General features: G+C 36.1%; 16 protein-coding genes. 15 read left to right on the top strand and 1 reads right to left on the bottom strand.

What is annotated here, in order from left to right; all coding sequences use genetic code 11:
• Window positions 1–630: 630 nt before the first annotated feature.
• The 12 genes from rpmH to LG296_RS19570 all read left to right on the top strand — a co-directional run bounded on the left by rpmH (window position 631) and on the right by LG296_RS19570 (window position 13468).
• Entirely contained in the window at window positions 631–765 is a 135-nt protein-coding gene (rpmH, locus tag LG296_RS19625; RefSeq protein ID WP_036200974.1) for a 50S ribosomal protein L34, read from the top strand.
• 164 nt (window positions 766–929) lie between these two features.
• Window positions 930–1274, top strand: coding sequence for a ribonuclease P protein component (gene rnpA, locus LG296_RS19620; protein WP_107937758.1), 345 nt, complete (start codon window positions 930–932; stop codon window positions 1272–1274).
• A 168-nt stretch (window positions 1275–1442) separates the two neighbouring features.
• On the top strand, window positions 1443–2213 hold the full coding sequence (gene yidC, locus LG296_RS19615; protein ID WP_107937760.1) for a membrane protein insertase YidC: 771 nt from the start codon (window positions 1443–1445) through the stop codon (window positions 2211–2213).
• The gene (jag, locus tag LG296_RS19610; protein ID WP_107937762.1) at window positions 2210–2983 is read left to right on the top strand and encodes an RNA-binding cell elongation regulator Jag/EloR; all 774 of its coding nucleotides are present in this window, start codon (window positions 2210–2212) and stop codon (window positions 2981–2983) included. Before yidC ends, jag begins: the two co-directional genes overlap by 4 nt.
• Before the next feature lie 553 nt (window positions 2984–3536).
• Entirely contained in the window at window positions 3537–4811 is a 1275-nt protein-coding gene (ltrA, locus tag LG296_RS19605) for a group II intron reverse transcriptase/maturase (RefSeq protein WP_404427262.1), read from the top strand.
• Between the two features lie 401 nt (window positions 4812–5212).
• Complete coding sequence (mnmE, locus tag LG296_RS19600; protein ID WP_107932014.1) at window positions 5213–6598, top strand: tRNA uridine-5-carboxymethylaminomethyl(34) synthesis GTPase MnmE; 1386 nt, start codon at window positions 5213–5215, stop codon at window positions 6596–6598.
• Window positions 6599–6681: 83 nt separating this feature from the next.
• Entirely contained in the window at window positions 6682–8577 is a 1896-nt protein-coding gene (gene mnmG / locus LG296_RS19595; RefSeq protein ID WP_107932016.1) for a tRNA uridine-5-carboxymethylaminomethyl(34) synthesis enzyme MnmG, read from the top strand.
• 110 nt (window positions 8578–8687) lie between these two features.
• Complete coding sequence (rsmG, locus tag LG296_RS19590; protein WP_107932018.1) at window positions 8688–9404, top strand: 16S rRNA (guanine(527)-N(7))-methyltransferase RsmG; 717 nt, start codon at window positions 8688–8690, stop codon at window positions 9402–9404.
• A gap of 419 nt (window positions 9405–9823) precedes the next feature.
• Window positions 9824–10711: a nucleoid occlusion protein gene (gene noc / locus LG296_RS19585; protein ID WP_107932020.1), complete on the top strand. Its 888-nt coding sequence runs from the start codon at window positions 9824–9826 to the stop codon at window positions 10709–10711.
• A 378-nt stretch (window positions 10712–11089) separates the two neighbouring features.
• Window positions 11090–11851, top strand: coding sequence for a ParA family protein (locus LG296_RS19580; RefSeq protein WP_107932022.1), 762 nt, complete (start codon window positions 11090–11092; stop codon window positions 11849–11851).
• A complete protein-coding gene (locus LG296_RS19575; RefSeq protein WP_107932024.1) occupies window positions 11844–12701 on the top strand; it encodes a ParB/RepB/Spo0J family partition protein in 858 nt (285 codons plus the stop codon). Before LG296_RS19580 ends, LG296_RS19575 begins: the two co-directional genes overlap by 8 nt.
• A 59-nt stretch (window positions 12702–12760) precedes the next feature.
• Window positions 12761–13468 carry a DUF554 domain-containing protein gene (locus LG296_RS19570; RefSeq protein ID WP_107932026.1) on the top strand — a complete coding sequence of 236 codons (708 nt, stop codon included), beginning with the start codon at window positions 12761–12763 and terminating at the stop codon, window positions 13466–13468.
• On the opposite strand, the gene yyaC is transcribed toward LG296_RS19570, so the two are convergent.
• Window positions 13385–14017 carry a spore protease YyaC gene (gene yyaC / locus LG296_RS19565; RefSeq protein ID WP_107932028.1) on the bottom strand — a complete coding sequence of 211 codons (633 nt, stop codon included), beginning with the start codon at window positions 14015–14017 and terminating at the stop codon, window positions 13385–13387. The two genes, LG296_RS19570 and yyaC, sit on opposite strands and share 84 nt — an antisense overlap.
• A gap of 116 nt (window positions 14018–14133) precedes the next feature.
• Between yyaC and LG296_RS19560 the strand changes: the two genes are divergently transcribed.
• From LG296_RS19560 to ychF, 3 genes are all read left to right on the top strand, one after another.
• Window positions 14134–15054: a mechanosensitive ion channel family protein gene (locus LG296_RS19560; RefSeq protein WP_107932030.1), complete on the top strand. Its 921-nt coding sequence runs from the start codon at window positions 14134–14136 to the stop codon at window positions 15052–15054.
• Window positions 15054–15254, top strand: coding sequence for a DUF951 domain-containing protein (locus tag LG296_RS19555; RefSeq protein ID WP_107932032.1), 201 nt, complete (start codon window positions 15054–15056; stop codon window positions 15252–15254). Before LG296_RS19560 ends, LG296_RS19555 begins: the two co-directional genes overlap by 1 nt.
• Before the next feature lie 133 nt (window positions 15255–15387).
• Window positions 15388–16488, top strand: coding sequence for a redox-regulated ATPase YchF (gene ychF / locus LG296_RS19550; protein WP_107932034.1), 1101 nt, complete (start codon window positions 15388–15390; stop codon window positions 16486–16488).
• Window positions 16489–16583 lie beyond the last annotated feature (95 nt).

Raw genomic sequence — 16583 nt, 5'->3', positions numbered from 1 at the left:
GCTTTTAACTCCTTTTCATGTATATTTTCCACTATGAAAAAATAAACTACATCTATATAAGATAGAAATCACGGACCTATAATTGTGTTTGCATTTGAAATCCTTGAGATTTTCGCACATTACGGAATGCGCTTTTGACTTTAGTTAGATACAGAAAATATTTTCTTAATGAAGTTAAAACACATACTCACAGCGTGTGGATAACTGTTATCCCAAAGCTGTGTTAAAGTTTGTCCACAAGTTATTAACATTCTGTGGATAATATATTTCCCACGCAACATTTCCACAAAGGAAAACACATTCATCGTAACAAAAAAAGATTGTCATTTCAATAGTTTACGATGCTTATCCACATAACTATTTTTTATTCACCTAAAAGTTGTCCACAGGGTTGGGATTTGTGTAAAAGTTGTCAGTAACTGTTGTGGATAAAAAAATACATAAAAATATTATCCACAAGCACTGTTTATAATAAACATTGTTCCCTGTGGATAATTTTTATACATGAGAAAATAGCAAACAAAAGAGGATTTAAATATTTAATTGACAATGCATTTCTTTTTTTTATATAATGTTATGGTCTGTATGTAGGATAGAAATTAACTTTCATAAATGGAGGTGTCATATATAATGAAACGCACATACCAACCAAAAAAACGTAAACATAGTAAAGTACACGGATTCCGTGCACGTATGAGCTCAAAAAACGGCCGCAGAGTATTAGCAGCTCGTCGTCGTAAAGGAAGAAAAGTATTATCAGCATAAGTCCACTGAACTTCTTCAGTGGCTTTTTTTTTACTGATAAATAGGAAAAGTTAATAGGCAATCAGTATAAGAAAAGCATCGATTTCGTCTATCTAAGCTGGAATCGAGTTTTTCTAATCTTCATTTTTAAAGATAAGAAAGCATTCAGAATAGCAGGTGAAGGAATGAAGAAGCGCCAAAGAGTCAAGAAGAATGAGGATTTTCAGAAGGTATTCAAAAAAGGAAAGTCCTTCGCCAATCGTCAATTTGTCGTGTATTGTTTACCGAAAGAAGATCAACAAGAATTCCGAATTGGGTTATCTGTTAGTAAAAAGATAGGAAAAGCGGTCACTAGAGTTCAAATCAAACGATATATAAGACAAGTGTTCTTGGAGATAAAAGATGAAGTAAGACAAGATATGGACTATGTTATTATCGCCCGAAACCAGGCGGCCACACTCGATTTTCATGATACGAAAAAAAGTATTGAACATGTGCTGAAAATTGCCAAGGTAATTAAAAAGAAGTAAGAGATTAAAATTTATAATTACCTAAGAGCTTTCAATACAAACAGGACCTATAAACGGTAACCGATAATATAGTTAATATACAATTGAAATAATTATAAGTAGAGAGTAAGTGTCTTTACATGGTAAAATAGCAGAAAAAAGTGAATAGTTACTCTAGGAGGATGAAGGTTGAAGAGAAGACATTGGATGATTCTGTCTCTAGTATCTGTAGTATTACTACTTTCTGGGTGTACAGAATTCGATCAGCCAATCTCATCTGAAAGCGAAGGTTTTTGGAATGAGTATATCGTTTGGCCATTAGTATCAATAATTAAATATTTTGCAGAAACATTAGGCTCGTATGCACTTGGGATTATTGTTGTAACAATTATTATCCGTTTAGTGATACTTCCATTAACGATTAAACAAGTAAAAAGCTCGAAAAAGATGCAAGAAATTCAGCCTAAAATGAAAGAGCTACAAAAGAAATATGCTTCAAAGGATGCCGTTACTCAGCAAAAGTACCAACAAGAGATGATGGCAATGATGCAAAGCTCTGGTGTTAACCCAATGGCGGGATGTTTCCCAATGCTGGTACAAATGCCGATATTAATCGGTTTTTACCATGCGATTAGTCGTATGAATGCAACACCAACAATCGATTTAGGAACGTTTCTTATTTTCCCGCTTGCAGAACCAAGTGTTATTCTAGCTGTACTAGCTGGTTTAATTCAATTTGTTGTACTAATGACAGGACCTGCAATGGACAACCCTCAAATGAAAATAATGATGTACATTATGCCATTTATGATTATCGGCTTCGGTATTGTTTTACCAGCTGCCTTATCATTATATTGGGTTGTAGGGAATATCGTTTCTGTGATTCAAAACCTTGCTATTTATAAACCTTGGAATAGAAAAAAATCAGAACCTGCTACAACAGGAGGAGCGAAAAAGTGAAACAAATTACGCAATTAGGCGCAACAGTAGAAGAAGCGATCTCAATAGCGTTACAACAGCTAAGTACTACTCGTGAACAAGTAGAAGTTGAAGTTTTACAAGAAGCGAAAAAAGGATTTTTTGGTTTTGGTGCACGGAAAGCGGAAGTACGTGTCACTGTAAAAGAGGAAGAAATTGCAAAGACAAACTCAATAGATGAAACGGAGAAGCTTGATGATCAGGTTTCTGATACAAATATTGAGGAACAAGCTAAATTAGTTATACAAAAGGTTGTATCTGAAACACCAGTAAAACAAGCAGCTTCAGATGAAGAGCAAGAAGATCCAATTGAATCAGCAAAAAACTATTTAGTTAGTATTGCTAGAGATATGGGGATTGAAGATTTATCGATTGATACACATAAGCAAGGAAAGAACATTTTATTTAAGCTAGAAAGTGAAAAAGCAGCACTTTTAATTGGAAAACGCGGTGCGACATTAAATGCATTGCAGCAATTAGCACAATTAGTTGTAAATAAAAGTGCAAAATCCTTCTTAATGGTCAAGTTAGATGTCGAGAATTATCGCGAACGACGCAAAGAAGCATTAGAAATATTGGCAGAAAGAATGGCGGATAAAGCGATTCATACAGGAAAGAAAGTAACCTTTGAACCGATGCCATCCTATGAACGAAAAGTCATTCATAATGTACTTGCGAACCGCGTTGATATCGAAACACATTCAGAAGGTACAGAACCAAATCGATACCTAGTTATCGAACCAGTAAGATAACAGAAATTATATACAGACAATGGAAGCGGCCCTTTTTAGGGTCGTTTTTTTGTGTGTGCCAGGCATGGCAACTATCTAGGTGGTGAAAGTCCACTGTGGGGGTACACATCGACCAACCACTAAGGAAGCGCAAGGTACTTATCGTGAGGTAAGGGCTGGAGGAAGCGTGGAATAAAATCTTGGCTCGACGAACAGAAATCTGATACTAAGGCTCTATAAAGGGATAAGGCTCCACGACAAGTCAAAGTCCAAAAGATGTGCGTAGCTTTGTAGGGTAAATCAGGCGAGTAAAAGAGGAAAGATAGTTGTCTTACCCTGGGAGGTCTTGCGGATGTACCAAAAGTACAGTCGAAAAAGGTTAGTCGCAAGAAGTCAGCAGATGCCATAGTAATGACCTTTGGTCATGAAGGGCAGAACAATTTATAGTGTTTCAACACCACAAATGCGTAAGTGACGGACTCCGAATGTGTTAATGGTGAAAGTATGAGCGTATCTCAAATGATAACCAAAATGGAGATATTACTTACTACGTGAGAGGAAAGGAGAAACGAGTGTGCAACTATTAGAAAAGATTCTAAGCAATCGAAATATGAATGAAGCCTATCTACGTGTCTTTAGAAATAAAGGTGCAAGTGGTGTCGATGGAATAACGGTCGATGAACTTAAACAATATCTGAAAGAGAACAAGGATGAGCTATGTCAGCGCATCAGAACTAGAAAATACCAACCACAAGCTGCCTTAAGAGTGGAGATTCCAAAAGAAAATGGTAAGATGCGCAAACTGGGAATACCAACAGTAGTGGATAGGGTCGTTCAACAGGCAATTCATCAAGTACTCAGTCCGATATTCGAAAAAGAGTTTAGTGAATTCAGTTACGGTTTCAGACCAAATAGAAGTTGTGAGATGGCAATTATAAAAAGCCTCGAATTTCTGAATGATGGATACAATTGGATAGTGGACATTGACCTTGAAAGATTTTTCGACACAGTCAACCATGATAAACTAATGCGAATTATATCCAATACAATCGATGATGGAGATGTCATTTCTTTAATAAGAAAATACTTGGTCAGTGGGGTTATGGTAAAGGGTAAATATGAAGAAACACCGGTTGGAACTCCGCAAGGAGGAAACCTCAGCCCACTGTTAAGTAACATAATGTTGAATGAACTGGATAAGGAACTAGAAAGTAGAGGTCTTCAATTCGTAAGATATGCGGATGACGCTCTTATCTTCGTGAAGAGCGAGAAATCTGCAAATAGAGTTATGGAATCAGTCGTGAAGTTTATAGAAAAGAAATTAGGATTGATAGTCAATGCAGAAAAGAGTAAAATCGCTCGTCCAAAAGATTTGAAATTCTTGGGGTTTGGTTATTACTACGATTCAAAAGACAAGAAGTATCAAGTTCGACCACATCCAATGTCAGTACAGAAATTTAAAAGGAAACTTCGGCAATTAACAAAGCGAAACTGGAGCATACCGTTAGACTACAGAATAATGAAACTAAAACAAGTAATATTCGGTTGGGTAAATTACTTTAGAACTGCAAAAATGAAAACGGCTATGCGAGAAATTGATATGAAACTACGCTCAAGAATAAGGGTAATTATTTGGAAGCAATGGAAGGTACCGAGAAAGCAGATTAGGTCTCTAATCCAATTAGGGATACCCGAAGAAGAAGCCAAAGGCTTAACATACTGTAGGAAAGGTTATCGATTTATCGGATTATCGAAAGTTGTTCATAGAGCTATCTCTAATAAAAGACTAGAACAGAGGGGAATACCCTCTGCTCTTGAACGTTACTTAAAAGTACACACTGTAATATAAATTGAAACGCCGTATACGAGATCCGTACGTACGGTGTTGTGAGAGGGGCGAGAACTTATTCTCCCTCTACTCGATTGAGAAAATATAGTTTTAAAATATTTAACTGGAATGAAACGAATAGTAAGCCTAATTTCAGTTCAATACGAATTTCAACAAGGGAATTGGTCATGGAAGATACGACTTTAAAAAATTTCTACTTATCCACATGTGGAAAATTGCTTTACTTTCGTATTTGCTTAAAATATGTTACCCTAAATTGTTAGTAAAAATGTTTTCAATAGTTATTCACATGTGGATAACTTTATTTAGTTTTCACAAGATAAATGTAATTCATATTGCGTGTTGTGAAGTTAATGAAATTACGGTGAATTCGTAATGGATTTAGTAGGAGGATTTTAAAAATGGATTTTGATACAATTGCTGCAATATCCACACCAATGGGAGAAGGCGCCATTGCGATCGTTCGTTTAAGTGGAGATGACGCAGTTCATATAGCAAATAAAATATTCAAATCGCCAAACGGTAAACAGCTCAAGGATGAAAAGTCACATACAATTCATTATGGGCATTTAATCGAACCGAAGACCGAGGAAGTAGTAGAAGAGGTCATGTTATCGTTAATGCGCGCACCAAAAACATTCACACGTGAGGATGTAGTTGAAATCAACTGTCACGGTGGGATAGTTTCAGTCAACCGTGTTTTACAGCTCGTACTACAAAACGGTGCAAGATTAGCGGACCCTGGTGAATTTACAAAGCGTGCATTCTTAAATGGTCGTATCGATTTATCACAAGCTGAAGCTGTAATGGATTTAATCCGTGCAAAAACAGATCGTGCCATGAACGTAGCACTAGGTCAAATGGAAGGGAAGCTTTCTAAGTTAATTGGCCAATTACGCGATGCTTTAATAGAGACATTAGCACATGTAGAGGTTAATATAGATTATCCTGAGTATGATGATGTAGAAGAAATGACGATACCGGTGCTGCTAGAGAAATGCTCCTGGGTACGTGATGAGATTGCGAAGCTTTTACAAACATCTTCTCAAGGGAAAATATTGCGTGAAGGGTTATCAACGGTGATTTTAGGTAGACCGAATGTTGGTAAATCCTCACTATTAAATAGTTTAGTTCATGAGAATAAAGCAATTGTTACTGATGTAGCAGGTACAACTCGTGATATTATAGAAGAGTATGTCAATGTACGTGGAGTACCTTTACGTTTAGTAGACACAGCTGGTATCCGCGAAACAGAAGATATCGTTGAGCGTATAGGGGTAGAAAGATCTCGCCAGGTATTAAAGGAAGCAGATTTAATCCTGCTTGTTTTAAACTCAGCAGAAGGTCTATCTGAGGAAGATGAACGTCTATTTGAAACAATTCAAAATATGGATTTCATCGTCGTTGTTAATAAAACAGATTTACCTCAGCAAATTGATTTGGATAAAGTAAAAGAATTATCGAATGGACGTCCTATTGTGACAACCTCGATTTTACAAGAGCAAGGAATTATCGAATTAGAGGAAGCCATTGCTAAGACATTCTTTGAAGGTCAAATCGAAGCTAACGATTTAACATATGTTTCAAATGCACGTCATATTGCACTTTTGCATCAAGCAAAAGCAACTATTGAAGATGCAATCGATGCAGCTGAATCTGGGATTCCAGTTGATATGATTCAAATCGATGTAACGAAAACGTGGGAGCTACTAGGCGAAATCGTTGGAGACACAGTTCAAGAAAGCTTAATCAATCAGCTATTCTCACAATTCTGTTTAGGAAAATAGAATTTGCTTCATTTAGGTGAAGATAACATACAAGTGTAAGAAGTAATTAATCAATTATTAGAGTAATGAAAGGAAGAGACGGCATGACTACAACATATGATGCAGGTCAATATGATGTAATTGTCATCGGTGCAGGGCATGCTGGTGTAGAATCAGCGTATGCCTCAGCCAAAATGGGTGCAAAAACACTCATGGTGACGATTAATTTAGATATGATTGCCTTTATGCCATGTAATCCATCTGTGGGTGGACCAGCAAAAGGAATCGTTGTTCGTGAAATTGACGCATTAGGCGGTGTGATGGGAAGAGTAATCGATAAAACACACATCCAAATGCGTATGTTAAATACGGGGAAAGGACCTGCAGTGCGTGCTTTACGTGCACAAGCAGACAAAATCCTTTACCAACGAGAAATGAAGCGTTTATTAGAGGAAGAAGAAAATTTAACGATTCACCAATCAATAGTTGATGAACTAATCATTGAAGATGATGAAGTTCGCGGTGTGATTACACAAACAGGTGCAGCATACCGAGCAAAAGCAGTTATTATTACAACAGGTACGTATCTGCGCGGCGAAATTATTATTGGAGATTTAAAATATTCAAGTGGTCCAAACAACCAGCAGCCTTCTGTTAAATTAGCAGATAATATGCGCGAGCTAGGTTTTGATATGGTCCGCTTTAAAACAGGTACACCACCGCGTGTTGATAGCAAAACAATTGATTATAGTAAAACAGAAATTCAGCCAGGTGATGATGTTCCACGTGCTTTCAGCTTTGAAACAACTGAATTTATCATGGATCAAATTCCTTGCTGGTTAACGTATACAAGTGCAGAAACACATCAAATTATTAATGATAATTTAGACAAAGCACCAATGTATACAGGTGCAATTACAGGAACTGGTCCTCGTTATTGCCCATCAATTGAAACAAAAATTGTTCGTTTTAATGATAAACCACGTCACCAGCTGTTCCTTGAGCCAGAAGGCCGTGATACGCAAGAGGTTTATGTACAAGGACTTTCAACAAGTTTACCAGAGCATATTCAGCGTAAAATGCTACAATCGATTCCTGGCTTAGAAAACGCAGAAATGATGCGCCCAGGTTATGCTATTGAGTATGATTCAATTGTACCGACACAATTATGGCCAACTTTAGAAACAAAACGCATTAAAAATCTTTACACTGCAGGTCAAATCAATGGAACGAGTGGTTATGAAGAAGCAGCGGGTCAAGGATTAATGGCTGGTATTAATGCAGCAGCTAAAGTATTAGGTAAAGATGAAGTAATCTTAAAGCGTTCTGATGCATATATCGGTGTGCTAATCGACGATTTAGTTACGAAGGGGACAAATGAGCCATATCGCTTATTAACTTCTCGTGCAGAATATCGTTTATTACTTCGTCATGATAATGCAGATCTACGTTTAACAGAAATTGGTCACCAATTAGGATTAATTTCAGAAGAACGTTTTACTAAGTTTAAAGAAAAAGAAGCGCAAATCGAAGCTGAAATTGCTCGTCTGCGTGAAGTGATTATAAAACCAAACGAAACGACACAAGAGGTTATTCGCTCTGTAGGCGGAACTGAACTTAAAGATGGTATTCGTGGAGCTGATTTAGTTAAACGAACAGAGATGAACTATGACTTAGTTGCTTCATTAACGCCACCAGAGTTCGAATTAAGTGAAGAAGTGAAAGAACAAATTGAAGTTCAGTTAAAATATGAAGGCTATATCCAAAAAGCATTAAATCAAGTAGATAAACTTCATAAAATGGAAAGTAAGAAAATTCCTGAAGACATTGATTATGATGATATTTCAAGTCTTGCTACAGAAGCTCGTGAAAAATTAAAAGAAGTACGCCCATTATCAATAGCGCAAGCATCACGTATTTCAGGTGTTAACCCTGCAGATATATCAATTTTAGCTGTCTATATTGAGCAAGGGAAAATTGCACGAGTAAGTAATGAGTAAAGATTCAGGTAGTAATTAGCTTATTTTGATTTGCGAGCGTTCGAGCTAAAAACTTCTCGGACGCTCGTTCATTTTATGAAAGAATTCTTTAAAAACTAAAGGAGATCCCTATGAACCAACAACAATTTATTGAAGCATTAAAAGAGATGGGAATAGAATTAAGTGACACGCAAATTGAACAGTTCAATAAATACTTTGAGCTATTAGTTGAGTGGAATGAAAAAATGAATTTAACAGCAATTACAGATTTAGAGGGTGTTTATTTAAAGCATTTCTATGATTCCATTAGTGCAAGCTTTTACTTTGACTTTACAAAAGTAGAATCCGTTTGTGATGTCGGGGCAGGAGCTGGATTCCCAAGCTTACCTATTAAAATTTGTTTCCCTCATTTACATGTGACAATTGTTGATTCATTAAATAAACGTATTACGTTTTTAAATCATTTAAGTGAACAGCTTCAATTAGATAATGTGACATTTGTCCATTCTCGTGCAGAAGAGTTCGGTCAAAATGATAAATATCGTGAAAAATATGATGTAGTTACGGCTCGTGCGGTGGCAAGATTATCTGTTCTTTCTGAGCTATGTATCCCACTTGCAAAAGAGGGCGGAAGCTTTGTTGCTTTGAAGGCAGCGGCTGGCCCAGAAGAGCTAAAGGATGCAAAAAAAGCCATTACAACATTAGGTGCAGCTTTAAAGGAAGAATTTTCATATTTATTACCTGTAGAAGAAAGTGAACGAACACTTTATATTTTTGATAAAATAAAAAAGACGCCAAAGAAATATCCACGTAAACCAGGTGTTCCAAATAAAACGCCAATTATATAAAAAATATGTGGTAGTATTAAATAGAGATTTAGGTGACATTAGAGATTCCTTTACTGTCACTCAATTTTAAATCTAGTTAACTAATAATAATAATTAAGAGATTCACATATGGAATTTTCAATTACTCTATTAAACTCTACTGTTTCACATGAAACATTGTATTATAACGGTGATTTTTTAAAATTAACTAGATAACTTATCGCTATTTTTAGCGGTTTATCGTGCTTTTTCTGAGGAAAAATTGAATTATCTTCAATTTTTAGATATAAATTTGCCTCTTGAAGCATAAATATATTATATTATGTCAATTTACTAGAGATTTTACTTCTATCGAACTCTGTACAATTTATAGATTTTAATAAATAATATTATATAAGTATTCTTGAGCAAGATAGTTTCTAAAAGGTGGTGCCTATTGAATGAAAAGTCCTTTTTCACGATTTTTCGGAGGCGGAGACAAAACTGTTTCTGAAGTTAAAAGTGAAGTAGAACAAGTAGCACAAGTTGAAAAGAAAACAGCTGCAGAAGAAGTAGTGAAAATTCCAATCGATAAAATTATTCCAAATCGGTTCCAACCTCGTACAGTTTTTGATGAAGAAAAAATTGAAGAATTATCAAGAACCATTCATACGCATGGTGTCATTCAACCAATTGTTATACGCAATTTTGATGGAGAGCGTTTTGAGATAATTGCAGGGGAACGTCGCTACCGAGCAATGAAAAAACTCAATTGGACTGAGGTTCCTGCGATTGTTCGTGATTTAAGTGATAAAGAGACTGCTTCTATTGCATTAATTGAAAATCTTCAACGAGAAGAACTGACAGCAATTGAAGAAGCTTTAGCTTATCAGCAATTATTAGAACTTCATTCACTAACACAGGAAGCACTTGCTCAACGTTTAGGAAAAGGTCAATCTACTGTAGCAAATAAATTACGATTATTAAAATTGCCTCAATTCGTACAGGAAGCAATCTTATCAAGAGAAATTACAGAACGTCATGCACGTGCGATGATTTCTTTAAAAGATGAAAAAGTACAAGCAGAATTAGTGGCATTAATAAAAGAATATGATTGGAATGTTCGCCAGCTGGAAGAATATATCCAACAAATGAACAAACCAAAAGAAGAAGAAACAAAAAAGGAAAAACCAAAACGTAAAGCAATTAGTAAAGATATTCGTATTGCATTAAATACGATCAAACAATCTTTATCGATGGTGACGAAAAGTGGTATAAATGTAAATACTGAAGAAGAAGATACAGATGATTATTATCAAATCACTGTTCGAATTCCGAAGAAAAAATAAAATAAATAACAAAGTGACCCAAAACAGCCTATTTCCGTTTAATATTTGAGCGATTCGCTTTTATAGGGGAGAGCTATTGAATGGGGGCTTTAGTGATGAGACAAGCCTTCAAAACTTGTCACAGAAAAAGAGCTGTCGTTTAGTCCTTATGAGATGGCTCTTTTTCTACAGCTAGAAAAGTAAAACTTTAATAGCTGAATAAGTACAAACAAGGCTTATCGTCATCCCATTCGACGATAAGCCTAATTTTCTACTGTCAAATTTATAAATTAGTTGTTTTGCAATCAATACATCTAGTTTATAAATTTGATAAAATGAACTAAGAAATCTAAATTCGATTCATATATAAATTGAGTAATGAAAGCAGGTGCAAAAAGGTTGGGAAGAATTATTGCCGTTACAAACCAAAAAGGTGGAGTAGGGAAAACTACAACATCTGTCAATTTGAGCGCTTGTCTTGCTTATTTAGGGAAAAAAGTTCTTTTAATAGACACTGATCCACAAGGTAATGCTACAAGTGGTGTAGGTATAAATAAAGGTGAAATTCAAGGTTGTATCTATGACGTTTTAATTGATGATGAAGAAGTAGCAAATATTATACAATCATCCAAAGTTGAAAATTTAGATGTAGTACCAGCAACAATTTCTCTTGCGGGAGCTGAAATTGAACTTGTTTCAACCATCTCACGTGAGGTGCGCTTAAAGCATGCACTACAGAATGTTAAGGAGCAATATGATTATGTTATTATCGATTGCCCACCATCTTTAGGGTTATTAACGATAAACGCCTTAACTGCATCAGATGCTGTAATTATTCCAGTGCAATGTGAATACTACGCACTCGAAGGGCTAAGCCAATTACTATCAACTGTTCGCCTTGTTCAAAAGCATCTTAATCAAGAATTATATATTGATGGTGTTTTACTGACGATGCTTGATGCACGGACGAATCTTGGCTTACAAGTGATTGAGGAAGTAAAAAAATATTTCCAAGACAAAGTATATAAAACCATTATCCCTCGCAATGTTCGTTTAAGTGAGGCACCAAGTCATGGTGAACCCATCATCATTTATGATTCAAAATCAAGAGGTGCAGAAGTTTATTTAGAGTTAGCAAGGGAAGTGATCAAAAATGGCTAGAGGTTTAGGTAAAGGAATAGGCGCATTATTTCCAACTGAAGCGATAGACAATTTACAGACTAACGAAGATCAAATTGAAAAAATTGATTTACAAAAGTTGGTGGCTAATCCTTTTCAACCACGTAAAACCTTTGAGGACGATGCAATTGAGGAATTAGCTGAATCTATCAAGGAGCATGGAATCATTCAACCGATTGTTGTTAGGAAAAAAGGCAAAAAGTTTGAAATAGTTGTTGGGGAAAGACGATTCAGAGCTGCAAAATTAGCCAATCTAAATGAAATCCCTGCCATCGTAAGAAATCTGACGGAAGATCAAATGATGGAGCTAGCCATTTTAGAAAATCTTCAACGTGAGGATTTAACACCTATAGAGGAAGCAGAAGCATACCAAAGCTTGATTGAAAAACTTAACTTCACTCAAGAAGAGCTTGCAAATCGTTTAGGTAAAAGTCGACCATATATTACAAACCATCTTCGTTTATTAACATTACCAGATGACGTACGGGAATTAGTAAATACCGGTGAGTTATCAATGGGACATGGACGTACATTACTAGGTCTAAAAAATAAAAGAAGAATCACAGAGGTAGCCGAGAAGGTAATTAAGCATGGGTTGAATGTCCGTCAATTAGAGGCGCTAATCAAACAATTAAATGAAGAGGTTTCACGTGAAACAGAGAAGCCTGTAAAAAAGGACATTTTTGTTCAGGCTACTGAAACACAATTACGTGACTACTTTGGAACAAATGTACAAATCAAAAAATCCAAGAATAAAGGAAAAATCGAAATAGAATTTTATTCTGAAGATGATTTAGAGCGTATTTTGGAAATATTACAACTAGAAGAATAGAAAAGCTGTGAGCGCCAAGGGTAAGGCGCTCTTTTTTCTAAGACATAAGAGGTTAGGATATGGTATTACTTGGATCGATTATAAACGCTTTATTAATCATTATTGGATCAACTATTGGTCTTATTTTAAAGGGAATCCCTGAAAAAATGAAAACAACTGTTTTATCCCTTATTGGTCTTGCTGTAGCTGTTCTAGGAATTCAAATGGGAATGGAAACTACAAACTTCATCATTGTAATTATTAGTCTAGTTGTAGGTGCAGTGATTGGAGAATGGATTGATATTGATATGCGGCTGTTTCAATTGGGTAAATGGATTGAAACAAAGATTGGGCGACAATCGTCAGAGAGTAGTATAGCGGAAGGATTTATTAATGCTACGTTGTTTTTTGTGATTGGTTCGATGGCAATTTTAGGTTCTTTGGATAGCGGGATTCGAAATGATCATTCAGTTTTAATAACAAAGGGGATTATTGATGGATTTACTGCGATAGTCTTATCATCAACCTTAGGAATAGGTGTGATGTTAGCTGCAATCCCCGTATTTTTATATCAAGGCACATTAACCCTTCTTGCAGGGTTAATCAGTAAATATATACCTGAAGCTGCATTGAATTTATTCATTCAAGAAATGACGGCAACAGGTGGTGTCATGATTATGGCAATCGGCTTGAATATAGCTGGCCTAACTAAGATTCGAGTAGCCAATTTGCTGCCCGGCATTGTGGTAGTTGGTATTGTCGTTGTGTTCATTTTTCTTTTTCAATGAATGACGCTGCCAAGCAAGCAGTAAGGCACGAGCGATTTTGTTACCCATTGAATAGGTAACATTTAAACGGGTATTTTGTAAAACAAGCATTTCCATAAAGCCTCCAATATTGACGATTCCTTTAATAGAAATGTCACCAATTGGAGGTAATTCTTTTTTTACAGCCTTCCCTGGAAATAACGGGCCATCCTGAAGAACGATATGACCTACATTTCGTTCACTACCCAAACACGCATCAATGGCAACGATATAAGGAGTAATCGGCTTTTGATTGATCTCTTCTATTTTCGATGACAAATTAATCGCATGTAATGGGTCTTCAAGCGTACCTATAACTTCAAATGGGAATGAATGAAAACTAGATAAAAAACTGCCTGTTAAAGGACCTAGAGAATCACCTGTTGAACGATCCGTTCCAATACAACAAAAGATGAGTTGTTCATGGTCAAAAGGAATATAATTTAAAAACAAATCACTTAATTGCCAAAGTGCGCCTGTCTGCTCATGGTGTACGAAAGAATTTAAGGGGACCTTCGAGATATTTTGCATAAGCAATTCTCCCTTTCTTTAGAATTGGTAAAAAATTATCTTTTATGGTAAAAATTGAACTATATTGTAATCAAAGTATATTCAAATTTTTAGCTACTTATACAAGGAGTGGAAAAATGGCAACAGAAGTTTTAGATAAACCAACAGAAGAGCTTGTAGAGAAGTCAGGGGAGGCTTGGGCTTTCTTTACTAGTCAAGAGCTATGGGAATTTGTAATAACAGCTTCCATCAAAATTGTTACAATTCTTGTGGTATCCTATCTCGTTATTTTTATAGGGAAAAGAGTTATTACAAGAGTCCTTACTTTGAAAGTCAAAACACCTATTAATCAAAATGAGCGACGTCAGCAAACGATTATTAAATTATTACATAGCACATTGAGCTATTTAGTTTATTTCTCTGCGATGATTGCAATTCTATCGGCGATTAATATTAATATTGGCGGTCTCCTTGCCGGGGCAGGGATAGCCGGTTTAGCGATTGGTTTCGGTGCTCAAAGCTTAGTGAAGGATATCATCACTGGATTCTTTATTATCTTGGAGGATCAATTTGGAGTGGGCGATTATATTAAACTCAATACCAGTAGCGCGGCTGAAGGAACAGTAATCGAAATCGGCTTAAGAACGACTAAAATTTTAGGCTACACAGGTGAGCAATATATCATTCCAAACGGTCAAATTACGGATGTTATCAATTTCTCAGTTAATAACTCAAAAGCAATTGTTGATTTACAGGTTGGCATTGGGGCTGATATTGAAAAAATTGAGAGCTTAGTAAAACCATATTTAGAAACGCTGCCTGCTAAATTTGAAGAGTTAATCGATGTACCTGTTTTTGTAGGGGTACAAAATGTAGTAGGGGTTGAAGTGACAATTCGAATTGTTGCGGAAACTAAGCCTTATAGTCATTTCGCTGTAGCACGTGCAATGAGAAAAGATATAACGAATATATTAGAGAGAAACGGGATTCCACTGGCATTCCAAAAAATGATGGTGGTCGACCCTAGTATAAATCTTGGTAAGGGAGATGAGGTATAATGGAACCAAAAGTATTTGAACTAAATGATGTCGTGGAAATGAAAAAACAACATCCTTGTGGAACAAATGCCTGGAAAATTATCCGACTAGGTGCAGATATTCGAATCAAATGTACAGGTTGTGGTCATAGTGTGATGATACCTCGTCGAGAATTTGAAAAGAAAATGAAAAAAGTATTAGAAAAGGCGAATGAAGAGTAAAATCTTAGTGTATTAGACTTTTTCATCACTTATCCATATAATAAACAATGGTTTCATATTATTTAGTCCTGTATTTACTAATACTTCAAACGTAAAAAATGAGAAGAGAAATAGAAAGGTCGTGTCAACAAACATGTCGCTAACAGCTGGTATCGTAGGTTTACCGAACGTAGGAAAATCTACATTATTTAACGCAATTACAAAAGCAGGCGCATTAGCTGCTAACTACCCATTCGCTACAATTGACCCTAACGTAGGAGTAGTTGAAGTACCTGATGCTCGTTTAGATAAATTAACTGAATTAGTAGAACCGAAGAAAACAGTTCCAACAGCTTTCGAATTTACTGATATCGCAGGGATTGTAAAGGGAGCATCAAAAGGAGAAGGGCTAGGAAACAAATTCTTATCTCACATCCGTGAAGTAGATGCAATCTGCCAAGTAGTTCGTTGCTTTGAAGATGAAAATATTACACACGTTTCAGGTTCAGTTAATCCAATTGATGATATCGAAGTTATCAATTTAGAGCTAATCTTAGCGGATATGGAATCTGTAGACAAACGTCTTTTACGTGTAGGTAAAATGGCAAAGCAAAAAGATAAAGAGGCTCTTATTGAAGAGCCGATTCTAGTAAAGCTAAAAGACGCTCTAGAAAAAGAAAAGCCAGCACGCTCTGTTGATTTATCGGAGGATGAATTAAAAGTTGTTAAAGGCTTACATCTTTTGACGATTAAACCAATGCTTTATGTAGCAAACGTTTCTGAAGATGAAGTAGCAGATGCAGCAAACAATAAATATGTACAGCAGGTACGTGAATTTGCAGCTGCAGAAGGAGCACAAGTAATTACAATTTGTGCAAAAATCGAAGAAGAAATTTCTGAATTAGATGATGAAGAAAAAACAATGTTCCTAGAAGAGCTAGGAATTGAAGAGTCAGGCTTAGACCAATTGATTCGTGCTTCTTATGATTTATTAGGTTTAGCGACATACTTCACTGCTGGTGTACAAGAGGTACGTGCGTGGACTTTCCGTAAAGGAATGAAGGCGCCTGCATGTGCTGGTGTAATTCACTCTGATTTCGAGCGCGGATTTATCCGTGCAGAAACGGTGGCATATGAAGACTTAGTAGAAGCTGGCTCAATGGCAGCAGCTAAAGAAGCTGGTAAAGTACGTTTAGAGGGGAAAGAATACGTTGTACAAGATGGCGACGTAATGCTATTCCGCTTCAACGTTTAATTTGAAAGGCTAACGGGTTTCTCTAATAAAATGGGAACCAGGTTAACTAAAAAGCATGGCATTCATGAATTGAATTGCCATGCTTTTTGTATTTC

The organism is Ureibacillus chungkukjangi, from assembly GCF_044795995.1.
Lineage (GTDB): Bacteria > Bacillota > Bacilli > Bacillales_A > Planococcaceae > Ureibacillus > Ureibacillus chungkukjangi.
The sequence above is the reverse complement of the archived record's forward strand: the minus strand, read 5'-3'. Positions and strand labels throughout refer to the sequence as shown.